We start from the raw sequence: 23,695 nt of genomic DNA, 5'->3' as shown, positions 1-23,695 counted from the left end.
GCAACTCGTCGAGTGCAACAGGAAGCATATCAACTACTCGGCCGTGAGGGGCCGGGTTTGCTGCTCACGTTCCCACTGGCTGTGGGAGGGGTGGCTGCTATGGGCGCGGTTGATTGGGCGGCCCTGTAGGTGCGATGTCCGAGTGCGGCGATGTTGCGGGCCGCATTGTGGTCGGCGTGACCGGTCCACTGGCAGTAGCGGCATCGGAATGTTGCTTGCGAGACCCGGTTCGCTTTGTCGCAGTACCCGCATTGTGAGCAGGTCCGCGATGTGTTCCGGGGGTCGACGACAGCGACGGGCACCCCAGCCCTCTCGGCTTTGTAGGTGATCTGTGCCCGTAGCTGGGCGTATCCCCACGAGTGGAGTTGGGTCCGTTGCCGTCGGGCTAGCCGTACCCGGTCGCGGATACCTGACAGGTCTTCTATCGCGTATCGCGATCCCACGACCGGTGCGTTGTGCTCGGGCAACAATAGTTTTCGACAGTTGATGGTTGATGTCGGTGGCGAACCGCTGTTCCTTTCGTCGCCGTGTCTTCAATTTCCGTTTCGCTGATTTCGTGCCGACTCGCTGCAAACTTGCGCGCATCGCGGCGTTCTTCTTTCGGCGCGCCGTCACTGCCCCGGCGGACCACCGCACGTCGAGGGCGGTCGGATCGTCGTCAGTGGTGACAGCGAGGTTCACGATCCCCAGATCCACACCCAACCAGCCAGCGGCGGTGTCCGGCGGCTCGACCGGTTCCGGTGCGGGTTCGTCGACAGTGGCATACAGGTAGAACAGGCCGTCGCGGTAGACGAGGTCCGTTTCCCCCTTACGGGCGGCCAGGAGTGTGCGTTGCCACGGCGCGCACACGAACCGCACACCCCGCATCCGGCCCGCCGTGGTCCAGATCGACACAGTCGAGGAATCCACTTGCCACGACAGGCACCTGTCGTCGAACGGTTGCGCAGCATGCGGCCGGAACTCGACCGCGGTCCCGGCCACCGCCGTATACCGAGTCGACCCCGGTCGACCGTAGTTTCCGTTGCTCAGGTTCGCCTGCCGGGTGGTGTACGCGTCGGCAACTTTCCGCAGAACATGCAACGCCGGCTGCGCGGAGAGGCCCCGGGTCTTCACCATCGGATACAGCGCGACCTGCAATGCCCGCCGCGACCGCAATCCCCTCGAGTGAGCCCACCCGGCAAACTCATTGGCAACCTCATTGCACAACACCAACGTCGATTCCAGCGCCGCAGACTGATCAGGACTGGGGACGAGCTTGACCACGACAATCCGTTTCACTTCGCACTCAACACCTTTGATGGCCGAGGAGCCTTCACCGCTCCGATGCCGACGCGGTGTCACCAGATCATGACAGAGGGGTCCGACAAGTCCGGGGTACCCTCACCGAATTCGACGGCGACACCGTCACGTGCACTGCGATGGGAGTTCCCATACGCAAATAATTGTGGGGCAACCACTTCTGGTCGTCGCATACTTCGTCGCGCTGCGAGTGGAGCGCGCTGTCGATCATTGCCGCAAGCCTTACCATCAGAAACGACTCGACTCGCCAACCACACCCACCCACCTCCCTCCCGAAGCGGCCCCGCACCACAGATCAGCTTCTTCACGGGCTTGGACGGGCGGTATTCCGCTGATAGCTCATTTGGACTCGAACACGCCCGCGTCGTGCAGGGCCCGTAAAGTCCGGGACGTTGGGGGTACGGCGCGGCCAGGAATCCGACGTCGACGCGCGAACTGGCGCTGAAAGAGATCGCCGGGTTCGGCGCGGCGTAATCGTGCACGCAGCCCTCGCCGGCGTCGTGCGCAGTACCTGGCTGGCCGGCAAGCGGATCGACCTCGACGAGGCGCCCCGGGGCCGACTGCTCAGCCGCGGACTGGCCTGACGCCGCCGCACCCTTGCATGGCGATGGGTCCGAAAGATCTAGTGCTACAGCGGGTTTGTCGTGTTCCAGGCGGTACGGCACCAAGATATATCCTGCCGAAATCATTGACCGCCCACTGTTGCCTGGCTCACACTCGAAGGGACCAATGGAACAAACTTTCCGTGATACGGAAGTTCGTTCGCCGCCACGCAAGGACAGGCACATGCTCATAGACGACACAGTCTCGCGGCACACCACCACCGTCGCGCCGCCGGCGCCGCCAGCGACCCAGACGAGTACCACACTCTACAACCTGGACCTGGCGCCAACGAAGGCCTCGGGTCGCCGCTGGGGTAGCTACAGCATCTTCACGCTGTGGACCAACGACGTCCACAACATCGCCAACTACTCCTTCGCCATCGGCCTGTTCGCGCTCGGGCTGGGTGGCGGCCACATGATCCTGTCGCTCATGATCGGCGCGGTCATCGTCTGCGTCGCGATGACCTACGCCGGGTTCATGGGCCAGAAGACGGGTGTGCCCTTCCCCGTGATGAGCCGGATCAGTTTCGGAATCCGCGGCGCCCAGATTCCCGCCATCGTCCGCGCGGTCATCGCGATCGTCTGGTTCGGAATCCAGACCTACCTCGCGTCGATCGTCTTCCGGATCTTCCTCGTCGCCGTGGCGCCGTCGCTCGACCGCTTCGACCAGAACTCGATCCTCGGACTCTCCAGCCTCGGATGGATCTGCTTCATCGGGATCTGGGCGATCCAGATCGTCGTCCTCGTCTACGGGATGGAGGCCGTGCGCCGATTCGAAAGCCTGGCCGGTCCGCTGATCCTGGTCACGGTCGGCTCGCTCGCCCTGTGGATGCTGTTCCGCACCGACTTCTCCATCGCGTGGACGTCCGATCAGCCCGCCTCGGGTGGGGAGATGTGGCGGCAGGTCTTCGCAGGCGCGGCCCTCTGGATGTCGATCTACGGCACCCTGATCCTCAACTTCTGCGACTTCTCGCGGCGCTCCCCGTCGAAGACCGCCGTCGTGCGCGGCAACTTCTGGGGCCTGTTCGTCAACGTCCTCGCGTTCGCCGTCATCGCGTTCATCCTGTGCGGCGCCCAGTTCCAGATCGATGGAACCATCATCGACAGCCCCACCGACATCGTCGCGGCGATCCCGAACACCCTGTTCCTGTCGCTGGCCTGCCTCGCCCTCGTGATCGTGACGATGGCCGTCAACGTCATGGCGAACTTCGTGGCACCGTCGTACGTGCTGTCGAACCTCGCCCCCGAGAAGATCAGCTTCCGCAAGGCCGGCATCATCAGCGCCTGCATCGGCGTGGTCCTGCTGCCCTGGAATCTCTACGACAGCCCGGTGGTGATCAACTACTTCCTCGGTGGCCTCGGTGCCGTCCTCGGCCCGCTGTTCGGCATCATCTTCGTCGACTACTGGTTCATCCGCCGCACGAAGGTCGACGTACCCGCCCTCTACTCGGACAGTCCGACCGGAACCTACTACTACCGCAAGGGATTCAACCTTCGGGCGATCTATGCCCTCGTTCCCGCCGCGCTCGTCAGCACCCTGTTCGCGATCGTCCCCGCCTTCCATCTCGTCGCCCCGTTCTCGTGGTTCATCGGAGCCGGCCTGGCGGCGGCCATCTACGCGGTCGTCGGCGACCGCACCCGGCGGTACGTGGACGTGTCCGGCGAGTCCATCGCCGTGGACAGCGGCCACGGCGACCACTGACAGGAGCTTTCGATGCGTATTCTCGTCGTCAACGTCAACACCACCACGTCGATCACGGACGCCATCGCCAAACAGGCCGAGGCCGTCGCGGCACCCGGCACCGAGATCGTCGGGCTCACACCGGAGATCGGTGCGGAATCCGTCGAAGGAAACTTCGAGAGCTACCTCGCCGCGATCGCGGTGATGGACCGGGTGCGGTCGTACCCGGAACCGTACGACGCGGTGATCCAGGCCGGGTACGGCGAACACGGCCGGGAGGGCCTGCAGGAACTGCTCGACGTCCCCGTCGTCGACATCACCGAGGCGTCCGCAAGTATCGCAATGATGCTGGGACACAAGTACTCCGTCGTCACCACCCTCGACCGCACCGTGCCGCTCATCGACGATCGGCTCCGGCTCGCGGGCCTCGACACCAAGTGCGCGAGTGTACGTGCGAGCGGTCTGCCCGTCCTCGCCCTGGAAACCGACCCCGAGCGCACGATCGAGGCGATCGTCGACGAGGCCGAAGCTGCTGTGCGCGAAGACAAGGCCGAGGTGATCTGCCTCGGCTGCGGTGGAATGGCCGGCCTCGACGACCGAATCAGGGAGCGCACCGGCGTTCCGGTGGTCGACGGAGTCAGTGCGGCTGTGAAATTGGCGGAATCTCTTGTAGGGTTGGGTCTCTCGACCTCGAAGGTGCGCACCTACGCGCCCCCGCGTCCCAAGCAGATCACGGGATGGCCGCTCGCGAAACCGCAGTAGTCACCTGATGCAGTGAGTTGTACAGCTTCGTCCTCACCCCGGACGGCCGACACGGCGCCTATCCCGCGCCCGCAACGATGGAGTATCCCTTTGCTCGAACAGACCACGACCTCCGTAGACCCTGGCCGCGCCGGTTCGGTTCGCGTCATCCGTGAGGGTGTTGCGTCTTATCTGCCGGATATCGACCCGGACGAGACCACGGAGTGGTTGGAATCGTTCGACGGACTGTTGGACCGGTCCGGACCGACTCGTGCCCGGTATCTGATGTTGCGGATGCTCGAGCGGGCCGGGGAGAAGCACGTCGCGTTGCCGGCGTTGACGTCGACCGATTATGTGAACACCATCCCGACGGAGAACGAGCCGTGGTTCCCCGGGGACGAGGAGACCGAGCGCCGGTATCGGGCGTTCATCCGGTGGAACGCGGCGGTGATGGTGACCCGCGCGCAACGCCCGGGGGTCGGGGTCGGCGGCCACATTTCGACGTATGCGTCGTCGGCGGCCCTGTACGAGGTGGGGTTCAACCACTTCTTCCGCGGCAAGGACCATCCCGGGGGTGGGGATCAGATCTTCATCCAGGGCCACGCCTCGCCGGGCATCTACGCCCGCGCGTTTTTGGAGGGGCGGATCCCGGCGGAGCGGATGGACGGGTTCCGGCAGGAACACTCGCACGCCGATCAGGGCGGCGGGTTGCCGTCGTACCCGCACCCGCGGCTGCTGCCGGATTTCTGGGAGTTCCCGACCGTGTCGATGGGGTTGGGCCCGATGAACGCGATCTACCAGGCGAGGTTCAACCACTACCTGCACGACCGCGGCATCAAGGACACCGCCGATCAGCACGTGTGGGCGTTTCTGGGTGACGGGGAGATGGACGAACCCGAATCCCGCGGTCTGGCGCACGTGGCGGCCACCGAGGGCCTCGACAACCTGACCTTCGTGGTGAACTGCAACCTGCAGCGCCTCGACGGCCCGGTCCGCGGCAACGGCAAGATCATCCAGGAGTTGGAGTCGTTCTTCCGCGGCGCCGGCTGGAACGTGATCAAGGTGGTCTGGGGCCGCGAGTGGGACGCGCTGCTGCACGCGGACCGGGACGGCGCCCTGGTCAACCTGATGAACGTCACCCCGGACGGTGACTACCAAACGTACAAGGCCAACGACGGCGGGTACGTGCGCGAGCACTTCTTCGGCCGGGATCCGCGGACGAAGGAACTGGTCGCGAACCTGTCGGATCAGGACATCTGGAACCTCAAGCGCGGCGGCCACGATTACCGCAAGATCTACGCCGCGTACGCGGCGGCGATGGCGCACAAGGGGCAGCCGACGGTGATCCTGGCGCACACCATCAAGGGCTACACCCTGGGTAAGCACTTCGAGGGCCGCAACGCCACCCACCAGATGAAGAAGCTGACCCTCGACGATCTGAAGAATTTCCGGGACCTGCAGCGCATCCCGATCTCCGACGCCGAGTTGGAGAAGGACCCGAAGATGCCCCCGTACTACCACCCCGGCCCCGATGCCCCGGAGATCCAGTACATGCTCGACCGCCGCCGCGCGCTCGGTGGGTTCCTGCCGCAGCGCCGCACCAGCCCGGCGCCGTTGCCGATGCCGCCGGATTCGACCTACGACGTGGTCCGCAAGGGCTCCGGCAAGCAGCAGGTCGCGACCACCATGGCGTTGGTGCGGATCATGAAGGAGCTGTTGCGGGACAAGGAGATCGGCAAGCGGATCGTGCCGATCATCCCGGACGAGGCCCGCACCTTCGGGATGGACTCCTGGTTCCCCTCCTTGAAGATCTACAACCGCAACGGCCAGCTGTACACGGCGGTGGATGCGGACCTGATGCTCGCCTACAAGGAATCGGAGATCGGGCAGATCCTGCACGAGGGCATCAACGAGGCCGGCTCGACCGCCTCGTTCACCGCGGTCGGCACCTCCTATGCCACCCACGGTGAGCCGATGATCCCGCTGTACATCTTCTACTCGATGTTCGGGTTCCAGCGCACCGGCGACGGCCTGTGGGCGGCGGCGGATCAGATGGCCCGCGGATTCGTCCTCGGCGCCACCGCCGGCCGCACCACCCTCACCGGCGAAGGCCTCCAGCACGCCGACGGGCACTCGCTGCTGCTGGCCTCGACCAACCCGGCCGCCGTCGCCTACGACCCGGCGTTCTCCTACGAGATCGCGCACATCGTCAAGGACGGACTGCGCCGGATGTACGGCGGCACACCGGCGGCCGATGGAACGCTGAAGCCGGGGTTCGGTGGGGAGGACATCTTCTACTACATCACCCTCTACAACGAGCCCTACTCCCAGCCCGCCGAGCCCGCCGACCTCAACGTCGACGGCCTGCTCAAGGGCATGTACCTGTTCAAGAAGTCGCAGGCTTCGGGCCCGAAGGCGCAGATCCTGGTCTCCGGTGTCACCATGCCCGAGGGGCTGCGGGCACAGGAACTGCTCGCCGACGAGTGGGGTGTGGCCGCCGACGTGTGGTCGGTCACCTCCTGGGGTGAGCTGCGCCGCGACGGCATCGAATCGGAGCGCCAGGCCCTGCGCGACCCCGGCACCGACGCCCCGCTGCCCTACGTCACGCAGGCGTTGTCCGACGCCGCCGGCCCGTTCGTGGCGGCCTCGGACTGGATGCGCGCCGTCGCCGACCAGATCCGTCAGTGGGTGCCCGGCTCGTACACCACCCTCGGCACCGACGGGTTCGGCTTCTCCGACACCCGCCCCGCCGCCCGCCGGTACTTCAACGTCGACGCCGAATCCATCGTCGTCGCCGTCCTGTCCGCCCTCGCCGGCGAAGGCACCCTCGACCGCTCCAAGGCCGTCGAAGCCGCCAACCGGTACCGCATCGACGACGTCCGCGCCGCCGCCGTCTCCTACGCCGACACCGGCAGTGCATAGAACGGAATCGAAAATCCGATGACAGCAACAGTTTCCGAATACCTCGGCACACCCGGCCGGGAGGCGCCCGCGTCGGCGAGGCGCGCGAAGATCGTGTGCACCCTCGGGCCCGCAACGGCAACCGGCGACCGCATACGCGAACTCGTCGACTGCGGAATGGACATCGCACGGCTCAACTTCAGCCACGGCGAACATTCCGATCACGAGGAGAACTACCTCCGGGTGCGGGACGCGTCCGAACTCGCCGGCCGGGCAGTAGGTATTCTCGCCGATCTTCAGGGCCCGAAGATCAGGTTGGGGCGTTTCGCCGAAGGCAGCACAGTCTGGTCGGACGGCGACCTCGTGCGAATCACCGTCGACGAGTGCGAGGGCACCCACGACCGGGTCTCCACCACCTACAAGCAGCTGGCCGAGGACGCCGAGCCCGGTGACCGGTTGCTCGTCGACGACGGCAAGATCGGATTGGTCGTCACGGACGTCGACGGCAACGACGTGGTGTGCCGGGTCACCGAGGGCGGACCGGTCAGCAACAACAAGGGTGTGTCCCTGCCGGGGATGAACGTGTCGGTTCCGGCCCTGTCGGGCAAGGACATCGCCGACCTCGAGTTCGCGCTGCGTCTCGGCGTCGACCTCATTGCCCTGTCGTTCGTGCGATCGGCCGCAGACATCGAACTCGTCCATGCCGTGATGGATCGGGTCGGCCGCAGGGTCCCGGTGATCGCGAAGCTCGAGAAACCGGAGGCGATCGACAACCTCGAGGCCATCGTGCTGGCGTTCGACGCGGTGATGGTCGCCCGCGGCGATCTGGGTGTCGAACTACCCCTCGAACAGGTGCCGCTCGCGCAGAAACGGGCCATCCAAATAGCCCGCGAGAATGCGAAGCCGGTCATCGTCGCGACGCAGATGCTCGAGTCGATGATCGAGAACTCGCGGCCCACCCGCGCCGAGGCGTCCGACGTGGCCAACGCCGTCCTCGACGGTGCCGACGCCGTCATGCTGTCGGGCGAAACGTCCGTCGGGAAGCACGTGATGGAAACGGTCCGCACCATGGGCCGCATCATCAGCGCAGTCGAGGAGAAGTCCACGCACGTTCCGCCGCTGGCGCACGTACCCCGCACGAAGGGCGGAGTGCTGTCCTACGCCGCGCGCGACATCGGGGAACGATTGGGCGCGGCGGCGCTCGTCGCGTTCACCCAATCCGGGGACACGGTGCGGCGGCTGGCGCGACTGCACACTCCGCTGCCATTGCTGGCGTTCACCCCGCTCCCGGCGGTGCGCGCTCAGCTCGCGCTGACGTGGGGGACCGAGACGTTCCTCGTCGACCCCGTCGAATCGACCGACCAGATGATCCATCAGGTCGACCACGCGCTCCTCGGCCTGGGACGGTACCAGCGGGGTGACCTCGTCGTCATCGTCGCGGGATCGCCTCCGGGCACCGTCGGCTCGACGAACCTGATCCACGTTCACAGGATCGGCGAGGAAGACCACTGATCGGATGTGACGCTGTAACCGTACGCCCGTCCGCTATTGACAGAACTCGATGGACACGGTTTTCTTGATGTCAAGATACGAAACTGTGTTTTCGCATCGTGGAAGTTTGCCAAGTGCGGAAGGTGAGTCATTTCATGACTGAGCGTGTTGAGGTCGGCGGTCTGCAGGTCGCGAAGGTGCTCTACGACTTCGTGAACGAGGAGGCGCTGCCCGGGACCGGGGTGGACGCCGACGGGTTCTGGTCGGGTGCGGCCGCGGTGATCGACGAGCTGGCGCCGAAGAACAAGGCGCTGCTGTCCACCCGCGACGACCTGCAGGCCCGGATCGACGGCTGGCACCGCGACCGGACCGGGACGGCGATCGACGCGGCCGAGTACAAGGCGTTCCTGACCGAGATCGGGTACCTGGTGCCCGAACCGGCCCCCTTCGAGGTGTCCACGGCGAACGTGGACACCGAGATCACCGCCACCGCCGGCCCGCAGCTGGTGGTCCCGGTCCTCAACGCCCGCTTCGCCCTGAACGCCTCCAACGCCCGGTGGGGGTCGCTGTACGACGCCCTGTACGGCACCAACGCCATCCCCGACGACGGCGGCGCGGAGGCGGGCGCCACCTACAACAAGGTCCGCGGCGACCGGGTCATCGCCTGGGCCCGCACCTTCCTCGACACCGCCGCCCCCCTCGCGCAGGGGTCGCACGCCGACGCCGCCCGCTACACCGTCGACGGCACCGCGCTGACCGTGCAGCTCGCCGACGGCACCGTCACCGGGCTGGCGGAGCCGGGCAAGTTCGTCGGCTACCTCGGCGACCCGGCCGCCCCGGCCAGTGTGCTGCTGCGCAATCACGGGTTGCACGCGGAAATCCAGATCGACCCCACCTCCCCGATCGGGTCCACCGACGCGGCCGGGGTCAAGGACGTGGTGCTCGAGTCCGCGGTCACCACCATCATGGACTTCGAGGACTCCGTCGCCGCCGTCGACGCCGACGACAAGGTGATCGGCTACCGCAACTGGCTGGGCCTCAACCGCGGCGACCTGACCGAGGAGATGACCAAGGGCGGCACCGCGTTCACCCGCCGCCTCAACCCGGACCGCACCTACACCGCCCCGGACGGGTCCGAGCTCACCCTGCACGGGCGGTCGCTGCTGTTCGTCCGCAACGTCGGGCACCTGATGACCACCCCGGCGATCCTGCACGGCGACGGCACCGAAATCCCCGAGGGCATCCTCGACGCCCTGATCACCTCCCTGTGCGCCGTCCACGGACTCAGCACGGGCGAGGCGACGGGGCCGTTGGTCAACTCCCGCACCGGGTCGATCTACATCGTCAAACCCAAGCAGCACGGCCCCGACGAGGTCGCGTTCACCACCGAACTGTTCGGCCGCGTCGAGCAGGTCCTCGGGCTGCCCGCCAACACCCTCAAGGTCGGCATCATGGACGAGGAACGCCGCACCACCGTCAACCTCGCCGCCTGCATCAACGAAGCCCGGGAGCGGGTGGTGTTCATCAACACCGGGTTCCTCGACCGCACCGGCGACGAGATCCACACCTCGATGGAGGCCGGGCCGATGATCCGCAAGGCCGAGATGAAGAAGCAGACCTGGATCACCGCCTACGAGGACTGGAACGTCGATGTCGGGCTCGCCTGCGGGCTGCAGGGGCGGGCGCAGATCGGCAAGGGCATGTGGGCGATGACCGAGCTGATGGCCGAGATGCTCGACCAGAAGATCGGCCACCCCAAGGCCGGCGCGAACACCGCGTGGGTGCCGTCCCCGACCGGGGCCACCCTGCACGCCACCCACTACCACCAGGTCGACGTCGTCGCCGTCCAAAACCAGCTGAAGGGCACCCGGCGGGCCACCCTCGACGAGATCCTCACCATCCCCCTCGCCCCCAGCACCGACTGGTCCGACGCCGAGAAGCAGGAAGAACTCGACAACAACTGCCAGTCCATCCTCGGCTACGTGGTCCGCTGGATCGACGCCGGCGTCGGCTGCTCCAAGGTCCCCGACATCCACGACGTCGCCCTGATGGAAGACCGCGCCACCCTCCGCATCTCCTCCCAGCTGCTGGCGAACTGGATCCGGCACGGCGTGGTCACCGCCGACCAGGTCGTGCAGTCACTGCAACGGATGGCCCCGATCGTGGACCGGCAGAACCAGAACGACCCCACCTACCGGCCCCTGGCCCCGGACTTCGACACCAACATCGCCTTCCAGGCCGCGAAGGAACTCATCCTCGACGGCACCACCCAACCCTCCGGCTACACCGAACCGATCCTGCACCGCCGCCGCCGCGAATACAAAGCAGCCAACGCCTGACCGGTAGTTTCCCCACGTGAGTGGCGAAGCGTCCCGCGGGACGCTTCGCCACTCACGTGTCAGGTGAGGTTCACCGTCGCGAAGATGTCGCCGGTCGGCTGGGTGGAACCGCCGGGCGGTTCCACACTGAATCCGAGTTCCGTGGACTGGTCGATGTCGTTCACGACCGCGGTGGTCGACGGTGACACGTCATCGGCTTCCATGATTCCGGCGGACACCGGCTCGTGTGACGGTCCGAGCAGCCACATCTGATACACCGAACCCGGTGCGGGCGGCGGGACGTCGTTCATCACCAGCACTCCGGCGTCGACGTCCTTGGAGTACACGACTGTGGCCGAACCGCCACCGGCGATCGGTGCCACCGCCGTGCGGACGTCGTCGGCCGCGAGGATCTGCGCGGGCACGGGTTGGCCGTCCTCGCTCTGCAACTGCTGGGCGACGGTGATGCCACCCACGGCGAGGACGATCACCGCGGCCGCCGCACTCAGTGCCGCCACGAGACGCCTGCGCTTGCGCGCACGAACCTCGTCCAGTGCTATCGGTGCGGGTGCAGCGGCGGTGCCGGGCAATGCATCGAGGATGCGCCCGAGCAGGTGAACGGGCGGCTCGACCGCGGTGGACGCGGACTGGGCGGCCATCGTCTCGTGCACATCGCGCACGGCGGTGTCGAATTCGAGGCGAACGTCGGGCGGTGCGCTCTGCACCGCGGTGTCGATCTCGCGGCGCTGCTGATCGTCGACGGCGTCGAGGGCGTACACCTGGGCGAGGTCGAGGATTTCGTGCTGGGACTCATCCATCGAACTGCACCCCCAGACATTGCTTGAGCCTGATCAATCCGTCTCGAATTCTTGATTTCACCGTCGGAAGCGCCACCGACAGCCGTTCCGACACCTCTCGGTACGTCAGGCCTCCGTAATAGGCGAGGACCACGGTTCTCTGCTGGACTTCGGTGAGCGTGCCGAGGCAGTCGACGACGTCGCTGGTGTCGCCGCGTCGGGTGACTTCCTCCGACACCGCGTCGAACGGCCCGTACCAACTCGAGGCGCCGTAGGCGGCCTCACGTTCGGTGCCGGACTGCTCCGACCGCACCCGGTCGACGGCACGGCGATGAGCGAGGGTGATCAGCCACGACAGCGGCGACCCCTGCTTCGGATCGAATTTCTCCGCGTTGTTCCAGACCTGCAGGTACACCTCTTGGGTGGTTTCCTCGCTGTATCCGGGATCGCGCAGTACCCGCAGCACCATGCCGTACACCCGCGCGCTGGTGCGCTCGTAGAAGTCGCTGAAGGCATCCCGCTCACCCTGCGCGATACGCGCCAGCAACGCCGTCAGCGTCACGTTCTCCGTGTCCCTGTCGACACCGGTCATCGGCCCATTCCGTTCATCGATCCACAGCCTAATAGCAGGTTGCGGCCGGTGTGACCACGATGGGATCCGAGGGGATGCGAGCGATGCCGGCAAAGCACTCACCGCTTCGGCGGCAAGGGAAGGAAATAGCTGGTGCGCTGCTGGTATTCGGGGTAGCCGGGACGCTGCGACATCGACTTCTCGAGCAGCCTCGCCCCGGTTGCGAACACCAGGAAGTACGTCATGACCACGGGAGACAGCACGGTGACGGCGCCGGGCCACACGCTCGCCGCGATGAGCCACAGTCCCCACCACACGCAGGAGTCGCCGAAGTAGTTCGGGTGCCGCGTCCATGCCCACAGGCCGACGTCCATGATCACGCCCTTGTTGGACGGGTCTGCCTTGAACGCCGTCAACTGGTGGTCGCCGACCGCTTCGAACACGACACCGACCACCCACAGGAGGGCGCCGAGCACCCCGACGACCGCGCCGAGCCCGGATGCGGGACCGAGCACTGCCGACACCTGCAGCGGCAGCGACACGAACCACTGCGCGAGTCCCTGGGTGAGAAAGATCTTCCTGACGACGACCCAGGGCGAGTTGCCGCCCGCCCTGTCGAGCATCTCCACGTAGCGGGGGTCCTCGCCCTTGCCCGCCGACTTGGCGTACATGTGCCAGGTCAGTCGCAGACCCCACACCGCGACGAGCACCACCACCAGCCAGCGGCGCAGTGCGTCGCCGTCGCCGATGACGGCGGCCACGAGCGCTACCAGGACGAAACCGAGGCCCCAGGACACATCGACGACGTTGTAGCGTCCGATCCGCCGGCCGACGAGGAACGTCGCGGCCTGGAGGACGGCGAGCACGAGAAGGCTCGCCGCGGTGACGGCGCCGAAGTTCGACCAGCCGAATCCGTTCATCGGAGCACGCCGGATCCCGCGGAGTCGACCCGCACAGCAGGCATCATCGACTGACCCGCCGCGGTCGGCTTCACGGCCAGGATCTGATCGACACCCATGCGGCCCTGCTCGAAGCTCATCCCGCCGCCGACGAGGTACAGCCGCCACACCCGGGCCATCTCGAGTCCGACCATCTCGACGACGTCGTCCCAGCGGGACTCGAACTTCTCCAGCCAGGCATCGACGGTCCAGACGTAATGCTCACGGAGACCATGCACGTCGCGCACCTCGAGCCCGGCTCGTTCGAGGTACGCGACGCTCTCACCGACGGGACGCATGGTCATGTCGGGAGCTATGAACGACTCGATGAACGGGCCGCCGCCGGGATGGCGTCCGGTGCGCACCATCTGCTGGATCAGCACCCGCGCACCGGGTTTCGCGTTGTCGTAGAGGGCCTGCGCATACCGGGCGTAGTTCTTCTCGCCTACGTGCTCACCCATTTCGAGGGACGCGACGGCGTCGAACGGACCGTCGGGGACCTCGCGGTAATCCTGCAGACGGATCTCGACGCGGTCCTGCAGCCCACGCTCGGCGATCCGCTTGTCAATGAATGCCTTCTGCTCACGGGAGATGGTGACACCGACGACCTGTGCACCGTATTCGGCCGCGGCGTGGAGGCTCAGCGATCCCCAGCCGCATCCGACGTCGAGCAGCCGCATGTCGGGTTCGAGTCCGATCTTGCGGCACACCAGGTCGAGCTTGTCCCGCTGGGCATCCTCGAGTCCGTAGTCCGAATCCTGCGGCGTTCCCGGCGCATTCCGGGTGAAATAGGCGCACGAGTAGGCCATCTGCGGGTCCAGGATCAGCGCGTAGAAGTCGTTGGAGAGATCGTAGTGGTGACTGATCGCGGCACGGTCGCGCATCAGGCTGTGCAGCGGGCCGCGGATGTTCGCCTGTGTGGCGGGTGTGGGAAGCGGCCCGCCCGTGACACCCAGCTTCGCGGCGACGCGCAGCACCTTCGCGACCGTCCACGGGCTCGGCCGGACTCCGCTGAGTCCTCGCTCGCGCGCCACCGCCCACACGTGTGCCAGGGCCTCGCCCAGGTCGCCCTCGACGTCGATCTCACCGGTCACGTAGGCCTGTGCGGCCCCGAGTTCCCCGGGGCTCCACAGCAATCGGCGCACGGCGTCCGGGCTGCGCAGCACCACCTTCGGTGCCGTCGCCGGCCCGGCGGTGCTGCCGTCCCACGCGGTCAGATGCACGGGCAGTTCACCGCGGACGAGCGGGCGCAACGCCTTGTCGAGTTCGGCGGCAACGGTCACGGTCGTGCTCCCGTCTTGTCGAGGACGAGCTGCTGGACGTCGATGTAGCCGGAGCGGAACCCGGCCTCCGAGTAGCAGAGGTAGAAATGCCACATGCGGCGGAACGTCTCGTCGAATCCGAGTTCCTCCGCCTGCGCGCTGTGCGCGGCGAACCGCTCCTTCCACAGCCGCAGCGTCTCCGCGTAGTGCTGTCCCATGCTCAGGCGTTCCCGTACCCGCAGCGCGGTGTGTTCGGCGGTGACGGATTCGATCGCCTCGGTCGACGGGAGGAAACCGCCCGGGAAGATGTACTTGTGCACCCAGGTGTAGGTGTTGCGGGTCTGCAGCATCCGATCGTGCGGCATGGTGATCGCCTGCAGCGCCACCCTTCCGCCCGGGGCGAGGAGCTTGTCGAGCACCCGGAAGTAGGTGGCCCAGTACTGATGTCCGACGGCCTCGATCATCTCCACCGACACGATGGCGTCGTACTCGCCGTCGACGTTGCGGTAGTCGAGCAGGTCGATCTGCACGGTGTCCGAGTGGCCGGCCTCGGCGACCCGCAGGCGGGCCAGGCTCTGCTGTTCGCTGGACAATGTCACCGAGCGGACCACGGCGCCGCGTTCCGCCGCCCGGATGCACAGTTCTCCCCAGCCTGTCCCGACCTCGAGCAGCCTGGTGCCCGCACCGACGCCGGCCTCGTCGAGCAGCCGATCGATCTTGCGGCGCTGCGCGTCCGCGAAATCCCCCCACTTCGGGGTGACCTGTGGGACGGGTGCCCGCAGGACCGTCACGTCCCGTACCTGACCCACCCGGGTCGGCGTCGACGCGAACAGTGCGCTCGAGTACGTCAGGGTCTCGTCGAGGAACGTCTCGAACATCTCGTTGGACAGGTCGTAGTGCCGGGAGATGTTGGAGCGGGTGTTCTGCTTGGTGTTTCGTTCCTGGGCGGGGTGTTTGGCGACATAGAGTGCGCGCAACCGTTGCAGCGGGCGGGGAACGAGGGTGGCCATCCTGGAGGCGAACACGCTCAGCACCGCGGCGAGATCCGGCGACGTCCAGTCGCCGGCCATGTACGACTCGCCGAAACCGATGAGGCCGCTCGTTCCGACGCGCCGGGCGAACGCGCCCGGGTTGCGGATGATCATGCGCGGCAGGATCTCCGGTTCCCGGCGCGCCCCCACCAGGGTGCCGTCGGGGTACTCGATGCGGACGTCGAGGTCGGCGGCCGCGCGGCGGAACAGGCGGTCGGCGACCTTCGCCGACACCGAGGCACGCAGACCGGTCGGCACGTCGGCCAGCCCGGGCCAGATCCGGTTGTCGATCCGCGGATCCTCGACGGTGAACGCGAGGTCGGCGGTACTGACGGCAGGCGATGCGTCCATGTCGGTGTCCTTGTTCCTTCTCACTGAACTGTCTCCTTCTGCCGGCCGTCGGGCCGAGTCGTGACGGGGAGTCCACGGGCCCACAGAGTGATTCCCTGGATGCGAATGCGAGCCGACACCACGAGAGGTGCCAGGGGAGTGCGTAGTTGGGTCTTCAGGACCGTGCGGTGGGTGGCGGGCTGCCGCGTTCCCCGCACCGTCGCGGTGAACGGGGCGTGTCCGTCCCGGTGGAGTACCACGTTCAGCGAGAGCGTGTCGCCGGGCTCGGGGAACCGCATCTCGTAGCGGCCGCTCACGTCGTTGAACGGGGAGACGTAGAACTGCTTGTCCACCTCGGCGCGGTCGCGGCTGTCGGGCCGGATCAGGTAGCTGTGCCGTTGACCATAGGTGTTGTGTACCTCGGCGATCACACAGCGGAGGGTGCCGTCGACGTCGTGGCACCAGTACACGCTGAGCGGGTTGAACACGTATCCGAGCACCCGCGCGTTGAGGAGCGCCGTCACCGTCCCGCCGCGGAGGTCGACTCCGTGGGTGGCGAGGAACGCATCCACCCTGGCGCGCAGCGTGTCCGCGCCGGCACCGGGGACCGGCTCGAAGTGATCCTCGGCGCGGAAGCGGGCGAACGGGCCGAGCCACCCGGGCAGGTGCGGAAGGTCGTCGACGTCGACGTACCAGCAGTAGCTCGAATACTCGAAACTGTTGCGGACGGGTCCGGTGCGAGCGTGCCGGATCGTCGTCGAGTAGATCGCCGGCGCGGTCACGACACCGTCTCCCGTTCGCGGTGTCGTCCGGCGTGCGTATCCCACGATCCACCGATCCGTTCGGCGGCGCGCAGGCCCGAGAGCGCTCCGTCCTCGTGGAACCCCCAGCCGTGGTAGGCGCCGGCGAAAGCGAACGTGCCGGAGCCGAGTTCGCTCAGCCGCGACTGCGCCGCCACGGATTCGGGGGTGTAGACGGGGTGCTCGTACGTCATCTCGGCGACGACCGTCGTCGGGTCGACGAGGTGCTTGCCGCCGAGCGTGACGAGGAACCGCCGGTCGTGCACGGTGTCCAGGCGCATCAGCCGGGTCATGTCATAGGTGACGATGACGCCCGTCGCGTCCGTGCTGTCGGCGGGAGTCAGGTAGTTCCACGAGGCCCGGGCGTTCTCCGCGCGGGGGAGCAGCGACTCGTCGGTGTGCAGCTGAGCGTGATTCACCGAGTACGGCATGTCGCCGAGGATCTCGGTCTCGAGGTCCGAGGCGTCGCCGAGCAGGGCGAGCGCCTGACGGGGGTGAAGGGCCACCACCATGGCGTCGAAGTACCGGACGTCGCCGCTGCCGTCGACGACGCACGCGCCGCCGTCCGGAGTGCGTTCCACCTGCTGCACGGGGGCGCCGAGAAGTATCTCGTCGAGGTGTGCCGCCACCTTCTCGACGTAGCGGGCGGAGCCGCCCGTCACGGTCCGCCACGTGGGTGATCCGAAGACGGTGAGCATTCCGTGGTGCTCGAGGAACGTGAACAGGTAGCGGGCCGGGTAGTGCGCGGCCGTCGTGGGATCGCACGACCACACCGCCGCGACGAGCGGAGTCATGAAATTCTCGACGAAGTACGGACTGAAACCGTTGCGGCGCAGGAACTCGCCCAGCGGTTCCTGCGCGCCCGCCTCGTCGGCCGGGGTGTCGAGCACGGCACGGGCGCGGCGGTGGAACCGGAGGACCTCGCCGAGCATCCGCCAATACCGCGGCCTGGCCAGGGTGCGGGCAGTGGGGAACAGCCCGCGGATCCCCTTCGCACCAGCGTATTCGAGCCCGCTCGCATCGGATCGGATCGACATCGACATGTCCGAATCCTGGGTGGCCACGTCGAGTTCGGCGAACAGGCGCAGCAGCGTGGGGTAGGTGCGGTCGTTGTGCACGATGAAGCCCGTGTCGACGTCCACTTCTGCGCCCGAGTCGAGCGTCAGATGGTGGGTGTGGGCGTGGCCGCCGAGACGGGCGTCCGCCTCGTAGAGGGTGACGCGGTCGTGGCGGGACAGAACGTAGGCGGCGGTCAACCCGGCGACGCCGCTGCCGATCACCGCGACGTTCCTGCGTTCGAGCTTCTCCGAATCATGCATGGCGACCTGCTTTCCGGTCAGTCGGTGCGGCGACGACACCTTCCGCGGCGAAGGCGTCGAGAACGAAATCGGCGGTGATGCGATGCCACCAGCGCGGCCGGGTGAGCATGAAATGTCCGGCTCCCGTCAGGGGAGTCCACGAGGCGTTCACCCCGCGAGCCAGCGCCTGCTCGGTCTGCACCCGGGACGAGGTGGGATCCGTCCAGCGGTCGGCGGTTCCGTGCGCGACCATCAGGCTGCGGTCGGCGGGCACCAGTTCGCCGTCGGATGCGGGCCACCAGGGTGCGAGCGCGGCGATCGCCCGGACGTTGTCGAGGGCGGCGAGGTGGGCGGCGACGCGGCCGCCCATCGAATGCCCGACGACGGCGACGGGGACGTTCCCGAACCGCAGCCGGGCCCGTTCGACGACCACCCGGGCGTCGTGCACCGGACTGGCCTCGGGGGCGTTCCATCCGCGGACCCGGTACTGCAACCGCTCCACGACGATTCCGTGCCGCCCGAGCCTCGCCCTCAGAGACCAGGCCATCCAGGTCATGCGCAGATTCGACAGGTGCCAGCACCGCGAGGGTGCCTGACTGCGTGGTTTGCCGCCGGGCAGTACCAGTACGTACGCCGGGGCGGTGGGTGAGCCTTTCTCCATAACCGTTATTCGGAGCTGAGTTTGTGTCGGATGGGCGGACCCCCACCCGCTCACGTGAGTGGCGAAGCGTGCCCGAGCGCACCGTGGCACTCACGTGGGAGCACGCAAGAACCCGGCGGCATCGGTGTGGGACCGATGCCGCCGGTCGCGGAGATCTGTCAGACGAGCGTGCTTACTGGGGCATCAGGACGGTGTCGACCAGGTACACGGTGGCGTTGGCGGTCTGGACGCCACCGCAGATGACGCCGGCGTCGTTGACCTTCAGGTCGTCGCCCGAACCCGTGACGGTGACCGTGCCACCCTCGACGGTCGTGTGCTGGCCGTCGATGTCACTCGGCGCGATCTGGCCGGGGACCACGTGGTAGGTGAGGACCTTGGTGAGCAGCGCCGGGTCGGTTTTGAGAGTTTCGATCGTGGCGGGGTCGACCTTCGCGAACGCGGCATCCACCGGCGCGAACACCGTGAACTGTCCGCTGTTCAGCGTGTCCACCAGGTTGACCTGCGGGTTGAGCTGACCGGATATGGCGGCGGTGAGGGTGGTGAGCAGCGGGTTGTTGGACGCGGCGGTCGCGACCGGATCCTGCGCCATGCCGCTGACCGAACCGGCGCCGTCGGGCACCGTCTTCGCGTACTCGGCGCAGCCCGGACCGACCAGGTTGGCGGCGGGATCGGCCATCGCGGACGAGGTCGTCGAACCGGACGACATCGACTCGGACGTCATCGCCTCCGAGGCGGAGCCGCTGCTCGACGAGTCGCTGTCGTCCGACGAACACGCTGCGCCCAGCAGGACGAGGGACGTGCTCGCTGCGACTGCCAGAACTCGTGTGGTGATGTTCATGGGTTATTGCCTCTCTCCGGTGTGGGTGCGGATGAGCACCATCGACAGGCATTCGGAGCGGTCTCCGGAACGGATGGGTGGAACGTTTTCCCGGATCGGCCCATCCGATCCGGAAGTGGCGTCGAATGCCCCGAGAGAGGGTGCTGCACAGGCCCTCTGTTCAGGCTGCCCGTTTCGTCGACGCATGATCGTGAAAGGACCCGAGATGACACTCTCGAAGGCACGTGGATTCGCCGCAGGACTGCTGACCGCCGCTGCGGCCGTGGTGCTGGCCGCGAGCCCGGCACAGGCTCAGCCCGGTGCGCTCGCACCCGTCCCGTCCCTCGACGTGCCGCGGTACCTCGGCACGTGGTATCAGTTGGCCGCTGTGCCACAACCGTTCAACCTGGACTGTGCGCGGGACACCAGGGCGACGTACGGGCTCGTGGACTCGTCGAACGTCAGCGTCGCCAACTCGTGCACCACCTGGGCGGGAGGGACGAACGGCATCAACGGCAATGCGCGTGTCAACGACCCGGTCACCAATGCGCAACTCCACGTGAGCTTCCCGGATGTGCCGTTCCAGAGTTCACCGGACGGTCCCACCAACTATGTGGTCACCTACATCGCCGACGACTACTCGTGGGCGCTCGTCGGTGACCCGGCACGGGCTTCGGGTTTCGTCCTCTCCCGCAACCCGGCGGTCGACGACGCGGGATGGACGCAGATCCGGCAGGTGGTGGAATCGCGTGGCTACAACTCGTGCCTGCTGCTGACGTCCCCGACCACCGGCGGCCGAGAAGGAATTCAGCCGCTCTGCACGGTCTGACGGGCCGCGGATCCGGTGATGTTCTCCATCATGCCTTTGAAAATGATTCCGTGGAACGGCATGATGGAGTACCAGTACAGCCGTCCGGCGAGGCCTTTCGGGAAGAAGATGGCCCGCTGATCGAGTCGGGACCGGTCGGAATCCACACTGTGGACGCACCATTCGAGCCACGCCCCGCCCGGCGCCCGCATTTCGGCGCGCAGTCGTAGCAGGGACCCCCGGTCGATGCGTTCGACTCGCCAGAAGTCCAAGGGGTCGCCGGTGTTGAGTTGCTTCGGGTTCCGGCGTCCGCGGGTGAGACCGACACCGCCGACCACGCGGTCGAGCCAGCCGCGCACCGACCACGCGAGCGGGAACGAGTACCAGCCGTTCTCACCGCCGATGCTCTCCACGACGCTCCACAGCGTTCCGGCGTCCGCGTCGCAGTCCCTGGTGCGTTCGTCGGTGTAGACGACTTCACCGGCCCAATCGGGGTCGGATGGCAACGGATCGGACGGGGCGCCGACCGGGGACGCACTCGCCCACGTCGTCTCCACCTCACCGTTGTCGATGCGCCGCAACGCCAGTCGCACGGCGTCCCGGTATGTCGTCAGGCCGGCCTTCGGCGGTGGAATGACGTCGTCGATGTCGTGCTCGGAGGCGACGGCGTCGTTCTGCAGCGATTCGATCAGCGCCCGGCCGAGCGAGCGGGGGATCGGGGTGACCAGACCGATCCACAGACCGGCGAGCTTCGGGGTCAGCACGGGAAGGACGAGGATGCGACGCTGACGCAGACCGGCGACCTCGGCGTACGTCTGCATCATCTCGCCGTAGCGGATGACGTCGGGGCCGCCGATGTCGAACGTGCGACTGTGCGGCAACGATGCCTCGGCCGCGGCAACGAGGTAGTGCAGCACGTCGCGGACCGCGATCGGCTGGATCTTGTTGTTCACCCACCGCGGGGTGGTCATCACGGGGAGCCGGTTGGTGAGATGACGGATCATCTCGAACGACGCCGAACCGGAGCCGATGACCACCCCGGCCTGCAGAACCATTGTGGGAACACCGGAGTCGACGAGAATCTGCCCCACCTGTGTGCGGGAGCGCAGGTGCGGAGAGAGGTCCACCGAGTCGGGATGCAGCCCGCCGAGGTAGACGATCCGGCCGACACCCGACGTGCGGGCCGCCTCGGCCACGTTCTCCGCGCTGACGCGTTCGGCCTCCTCGAACTCGTCCGCACCACCCATCGAATGCACGAGGTAGTAGACGACGTCCACGTCCGTGAAAGCGGCAGAAAGGGTTTCGGGATCGCTCAGGTCGCCGCGGGCGATCTCGACGTCGGACGCCCACGGGACGTCGGTCAGCTTCTCGGGTGAACGCACCAGCACCCGCACCCGATAGCCGGCTTGCGAGAGCCGGGGAGCGAGGCGTCCGCCGATGTATCCGGTGGCACCGGTGACCAGTACACGTAACTGCGTCATTCCCACACGCTACCCGTCGTTGTCACCGCCTCGCCCGCCATCGCGGCTAAGGTCGGGTCATGGGCATCGTGCATTCGAGTGTGGTCGAGGCCTCACGGGACGAGTTGTTCGCCTGGCACACGAGGGCCGGGGCGTTCACCCGGCTCTCCCCGCCGTGGCAGCCGCTCAGCCTCGCGAAGGAATCCGAGTCTCTGAAATCGGGTCGTGCAGAATTGCGCCTACCCGGCGGCCTGACATGGATCGCGCAGCACGACGCCAAGGAGTACGACCCCCCGCACCGGTTCGTCGACTATTCGGCCGCGCTGCCGCTGCGCCTGCTGGTGCCGTGGCGGCACACCCACACGTTCGACGTCGTGTCCGAGGGCCGGACCCGGGTCACCGACCGGGTCGACACCATCGTGCCCGGCCACTTCCTCCGTTCGACGTTCGTCTACCGGCACCGCCAGCTCGCCGACGACATCGGCCGGCACCACTGGGCGTCCACCCTGCTGCCCGGTCCCCTCACCATCGCCGTGACGGGGAGCTCCGGTCTGGTCGGCTCCGCCCTCACCGCGTTCCTCAGCACCGGCGGGCACCGCGTGATCCGTCTCGTACGGCGTGCTCCCAGCACACCCGACGAGCGGCGCTGGAACCCGGACGCTCCCGCCGCGGATCTGCTCGACGGAGTCGACGCGGTGATCCACCTCGCCGGCGCGTCCATCGCGGGTCGGTTCACCGACGGTCACCGCCGGGCGATCAGGGACAGTCGTATCGAGCCCACCCGTCGGCTGGCGGAAGTGGCGGCCACGTCCGGGCAGGGGCCGAAGATCTTCGTCAGTGCGTCCGCGATCGGGTACTACGGCCCCGACCGGGGCGACGAGGTGCTGCACGAGCAGGACCCGCGGGGCGACGGCTTCCTCGCCGACGTCGTGGCGGACTGGGAGGACGCGGCGACGCCGGCCGCCGACGCCGGACTTCGGGTGGTCCACGTCCGCACCGGGATCGTCCAATCGCCGAGCGGCGGCGTGCTGCGACTGCAGCGGCCGCTGTTCGAGGTCGGGCTCGGAGGCCGTCTCGGTGCCGGAACGCAGTGGCTGTCGTGGATCGACATCGACGATCTGATCGACGTCTACCACCGCGCCGTCGTCGATTCGGGATTGAGCGGTCCGGTCAACGCGGTGGCGCCGAATCCGGTTCGCAACGAGGAGTACACCGCAGTCCTGGCGTCGGTGCTGCACCGTCCGGCCTTCCTCCCGGTCCCCGATTTCGGGCCGAAGCTCCTGCTCGGGGAGCAGGGTGCGCGCGAACTCGCCCTCGCCGATCAGCGCGTCACCCCGGGCAAACTCCTCGACCGCGGTCACCGGTTCCGGCGCCCCGACCTCGACACGGCGCTGCGCCACCAGCTCGGGCGGTTCAAGACCGACGAGGGGTAGTGCGCCCCGCGTCGTACGCCGCCACGACCCGCTTCGGGGCGGTGAGACGCCAGGCCTCCTCGACGAGTTCGGCCAGTTCTTCGGGGTCGACGCGGTCGAGGACGACGTCGATCCAGCCCCACCGCCCGAAGAACGGTGCGACCAGGAAGACGTCGGGATCCTCCTGCAGCAGAGCCGCCTGCGTCTCCTTCGTCGCTTTGAGGCAGACGGTGGGGGCGCCGTAACCGACGAGACCGAACATCTTCTTGCGCACACGGAACGTCGGCTGGTCGCCCCAGTTGGCGATCACCACCTCGTGCGCTTCGGGCAACGCCAGCATCATCGCGCGCACGTCGTGTTCGGTGGGCATCACAGCTCCTGGGCCGGCGGTCGGTGGTCCGGGACCTTTATATCCCCGGCCACCGACAGCCCGGACTGCGGTAGGGCTGACACTCAGTGGTCCGAGGCCGGTGGGTG

At 67.3% G+C, this 23,695-nt stretch carries 18 protein-coding genes and 1 pseudogene; 7 read left to right on the top strand and 12 right to left on the bottom strand.

Going from position 1 to position 23,695, the window contains the following annotated elements; translation table 11 throughout:
• Positions 1-29: 29 nt before the first annotated feature.
• Positions 30-1,278 (bottom strand): annotated as a pseudogene (locus PSR88_RS12965) (RNA-guided endonuclease InsQ/TnpB family protein).
• An 807-nt stretch (positions 1,279-2,085) separates the two neighbouring features.
• Here PSR88_RS12965 and PSR88_RS12960 point away from each other — a divergent pair.
• The 5 genes from PSR88_RS12960 (at position 2,086) to PSR88_RS12940 (ending at position 11,054) form a co-directional block, all read left to right on the top strand.
• Positions 2,086-3,603, top strand: coding sequence for an NCS1 family nucleobase:cation symporter-1 (locus tag PSR88_RS12960; protein ID WP_016882522.1), 1,518 nt, complete (start codon positions 2,086-2,088; stop codon positions 3,601-3,603).
• 12 nt (positions 3,604-3,615) lie between these two features.
• Complete coding sequence (locus PSR88_RS12955) at positions 3,616-4,344, top strand: aspartate/glutamate racemase family protein (protein ID WP_016882523.1); 729 nt, start codon at positions 3,616-3,618, stop codon at positions 4,342-4,344.
• 84 nt (positions 4,345-4,428) lie between these two features.
• A complete protein-coding gene (aceE, locus tag PSR88_RS12950; RefSeq protein ID WP_342338911.1) occupies positions 4,429-7,245 on the top strand; it encodes a pyruvate dehydrogenase (acetyl-transferring), homodimeric type in 2,817 nt (938 codons plus the stop codon).
• 18 nt (positions 7,246-7,263) lie between these two features.
• Complete coding sequence (gene pyk / locus PSR88_RS12945; RefSeq protein ID WP_011595279.1) at positions 7,264-8,736, top strand: pyruvate kinase; 1,473 nt, start codon at positions 7,264-7,266, stop codon at positions 8,734-8,736.
• 134 nt (positions 8,737-8,870) lie between these two features.
• A complete protein-coding gene (locus tag PSR88_RS12940) occupies positions 8,871-11,054 on the top strand; it encodes a malate synthase G (RefSeq protein ID WP_342338182.1) in 2,184 nt (727 codons plus the stop codon).
• Positions 11,055-11,113: 59 nt separating this feature from the next.
• On the opposite strand, the gene PSR88_RS12935 is transcribed toward PSR88_RS12940, so the two are convergent.
• From PSR88_RS12935 to PSR88_RS12895, 9 genes are all read right to left on the bottom strand, one after another.
• Entirely contained in the window at positions 11,114-11,851 is a 738-nt protein-coding gene (locus PSR88_RS12935; RefSeq protein ID WP_011595277.1) for an anti-sigma factor domain-containing protein, read from the bottom strand.
• On the bottom strand, positions 11,844-12,422 hold the full coding sequence (locus PSR88_RS12930; protein WP_005259110.1) for a sigma-70 family RNA polymerase sigma factor: 579 nt from the start codon (positions 12,420-12,422) through the stop codon (positions 11,844-11,846). Before PSR88_RS12930 ends, PSR88_RS12935 begins: the two co-directional genes overlap by 8 nt.
• 98 nt (positions 12,423-12,520) lie before the next feature.
• Positions 12,521-13,321: a DUF1295 domain-containing protein gene (locus PSR88_RS12925; protein WP_016882526.1), complete on the bottom strand. Its 801-nt coding sequence runs from the start codon at positions 13,319-13,321 to the stop codon at positions 12,521-12,523.
• Complete coding sequence (locus PSR88_RS12920) at positions 13,318-14,622, bottom strand: SAM-dependent methyltransferase (protein ID WP_016882527.1); 1,305 nt, start codon at positions 14,620-14,622, stop codon at positions 13,318-13,320. The genes PSR88_RS12925 and PSR88_RS12920 overlap by 4 nt, the downstream gene beginning before the upstream one ends.
• Positions 14,619-16,007: a class I SAM-dependent methyltransferase gene (locus PSR88_RS12915; RefSeq protein ID WP_016882528.1), complete on the bottom strand. Its 1,389-nt coding sequence runs from the start codon at positions 16,005-16,007 to the stop codon at positions 14,619-14,621. The genes PSR88_RS12920 and PSR88_RS12915 overlap by 4 nt, the downstream gene beginning before the upstream one ends.
• Positions 16,004-16,744: a DUF1365 domain-containing protein gene (locus PSR88_RS12910; protein WP_016882529.1), complete on the bottom strand. Its 741-nt coding sequence runs from the start codon at positions 16,742-16,744 to the stop codon at positions 16,004-16,006. The genes PSR88_RS12915 and PSR88_RS12910 overlap by 4 nt, the downstream gene beginning before the upstream one ends.
• Positions 16,741-18,081 (bottom strand): NAD(P)/FAD-dependent oxidoreductase, encoded by a 1,341-nt coding sequence (locus tag PSR88_RS12905; RefSeq protein WP_029539160.1) that lies wholly within the window; start codon positions 18,079-18,081, stop codon positions 16,741-16,743. The genes PSR88_RS12910 and PSR88_RS12905 overlap by 4 nt, the downstream gene beginning before the upstream one ends.
• A complete protein-coding gene (locus PSR88_RS12900) occupies positions 18,074-18,721 on the bottom strand; it encodes an alpha/beta fold hydrolase (protein ID WP_016882531.1) in 648 nt (215 codons plus the stop codon). Before PSR88_RS12900 ends, PSR88_RS12905 begins: the two co-directional genes overlap by 8 nt.
• Positions 18,722-18,893: 172 nt before the next feature.
• A complete protein-coding gene (locus PSR88_RS12895; RefSeq protein ID WP_011595269.1) occupies positions 18,894-19,559 on the bottom strand; it encodes a fasciclin domain-containing protein in 666 nt (221 codons plus the stop codon).
• 205 nt (positions 19,560-19,764) lie between these two features.
• On the opposite strand from PSR88_RS12895, the gene PSR88_RS12890 reads away from it, so the two are divergent.
• Complete coding sequence (locus tag PSR88_RS12890) at positions 19,765-20,367, top strand: lipocalin family protein (protein ID WP_029539162.1); 603 nt, start codon at positions 19,765-19,767, stop codon at positions 20,365-20,367.
• Here the strand turns inward: PSR88_RS12890 and PSR88_RS12885 are convergent.
• Positions 20,346-21,827 (bottom strand): SDR family oxidoreductase, encoded by a 1,482-nt coding sequence (locus tag PSR88_RS12885; protein ID WP_011595267.1) that lies wholly within the window; start codon positions 21,825-21,827, stop codon positions 20,346-20,348. The genes PSR88_RS12890 and PSR88_RS12885 overlap by 22 nt on opposite strands.
• Before the next feature lie 59 nt (positions 21,828-21,886).
• On the opposite strand from PSR88_RS12885, the gene PSR88_RS12880 reads away from it, so the two are divergent.
• The gene (locus PSR88_RS12880; protein ID WP_016882533.1) at positions 21,887-23,239 is read left to right on the top strand and encodes a TIGR01777 family oxidoreductase; all 1,353 of its coding nucleotides are present in this window, start codon (positions 21,887-21,889) and stop codon (positions 23,237-23,239) included.
• Here PSR88_RS12880 and PSR88_RS12875 read toward each other — a convergent pair.
• Entirely contained in the window at positions 23,220-23,588 is a 369-nt protein-coding gene (locus PSR88_RS12875; protein WP_016882534.1) for an MmcQ/YjbR family DNA-binding protein, read from the bottom strand. The genes PSR88_RS12880 and PSR88_RS12875 overlap by 20 nt on opposite strands.
• Positions 23,589-23,695 lie beyond the last annotated feature (107 nt).

The organism is Rhodococcus sp. DK176 (genome assembly GCF_038447315.2).
GTDB classification, from domain to species: domain Bacteria; phylum Actinomycetota; class Actinomycetes; order Mycobacteriales; family Mycobacteriaceae; genus Rhodococcus_F; species Rhodococcus_F jostii_A.
The sequence above is the reverse complement of the archived record's forward strand: the minus strand, read 5'-3'. Positions and strand labels throughout refer to the sequence as shown.

Coding starts and splice junctions, on each gene's coding strand:
- PSR88_RS12925 (WP_016882526.1), bottom strand. CDS start 13,321: ATGAACGGATTCGGCTGGTCGAACTTCGGCGCCGTCACCGCGGCGAGC.
- PSR88_RS12875 (WP_016882534.1), bottom strand. CDS start 23,588: ATGCCCACCGAACACGACGTGCGCGCGATGATGCTGGCGTTGCCCGAA.
- PSR88_RS12960 (WP_016882522.1), top strand. CDS start 2,086: ATGCTCATAGACGACACAGTCTCGCGGCACACCACCACCGTCGCGCCG.
- PSR88_RS12930 (WP_005259110.1), bottom strand. CDS start 12,422: ATGACCGGTGTCGACAGGGACACGGAGAACGTGACGCTGACGGCGTTG.
- PSR88_RS12940 (WP_342338182.1), top strand. CDS start 8,871: ATGACTGAGCGTGTTGAGGTCGGCGGTCTGCAGGTCGCGAAGGTGCTC.
- PSR88_RS12880 (WP_016882533.1), top strand. CDS start 21,887: ATGGGCATCGTGCATTCGAGTGTGGTCGAGGCCTCACGGGACGAGTTG.
- PSR88_RS12890 (WP_029539162.1), top strand. CDS start 19,765: ATGACACTCTCGAAGGCACGTGGATTCGCCGCAGGACTGCTGACCGCC.
- PSR88_RS12935 (WP_011595277.1), bottom strand. CDS start 11,851: ATGGATGAGTCCCAGCACGAAATCCTCGACCTCGCCCAGGTGTACGCC.
- PSR88_RS12905 (WP_029539160.1), bottom strand. CDS start 18,081: ATGCATGATTCGGAGAAGCTCGAACGCAGGAACGTCGCGGTGATCGGC.
- PSR88_RS12895 (WP_011595269.1), bottom strand. CDS start 19,559: ATGAACATCACCACACGAGTTCTGGCAGTCGCAGCGAGCACGTCCCTC.
- PSR88_RS12885 (WP_011595267.1), bottom strand. CDS start 21,827: ATGACGCAGTTACGTGTACTGGTCACCGGTGCCACCGGATACATCGGC.
- pyk (WP_011595279.1), top strand. CDS start 7,264: ATGACAGCAACAGTTTCCGAATACCTCGGCACACCCGGCCGGGAGGCG.
- PSR88_RS12900 (WP_016882531.1), bottom strand. CDS start 18,721: ATGGAGAAAGGCTCACCCACCGCCCCGGCGTACGTACTGGTACTGCCC.
- PSR88_RS12955 (WP_016882523.1), top strand. CDS start 3,616: ATGCGTATTCTCGTCGTCAACGTCAACACCACCACGTCGATCACGGAC.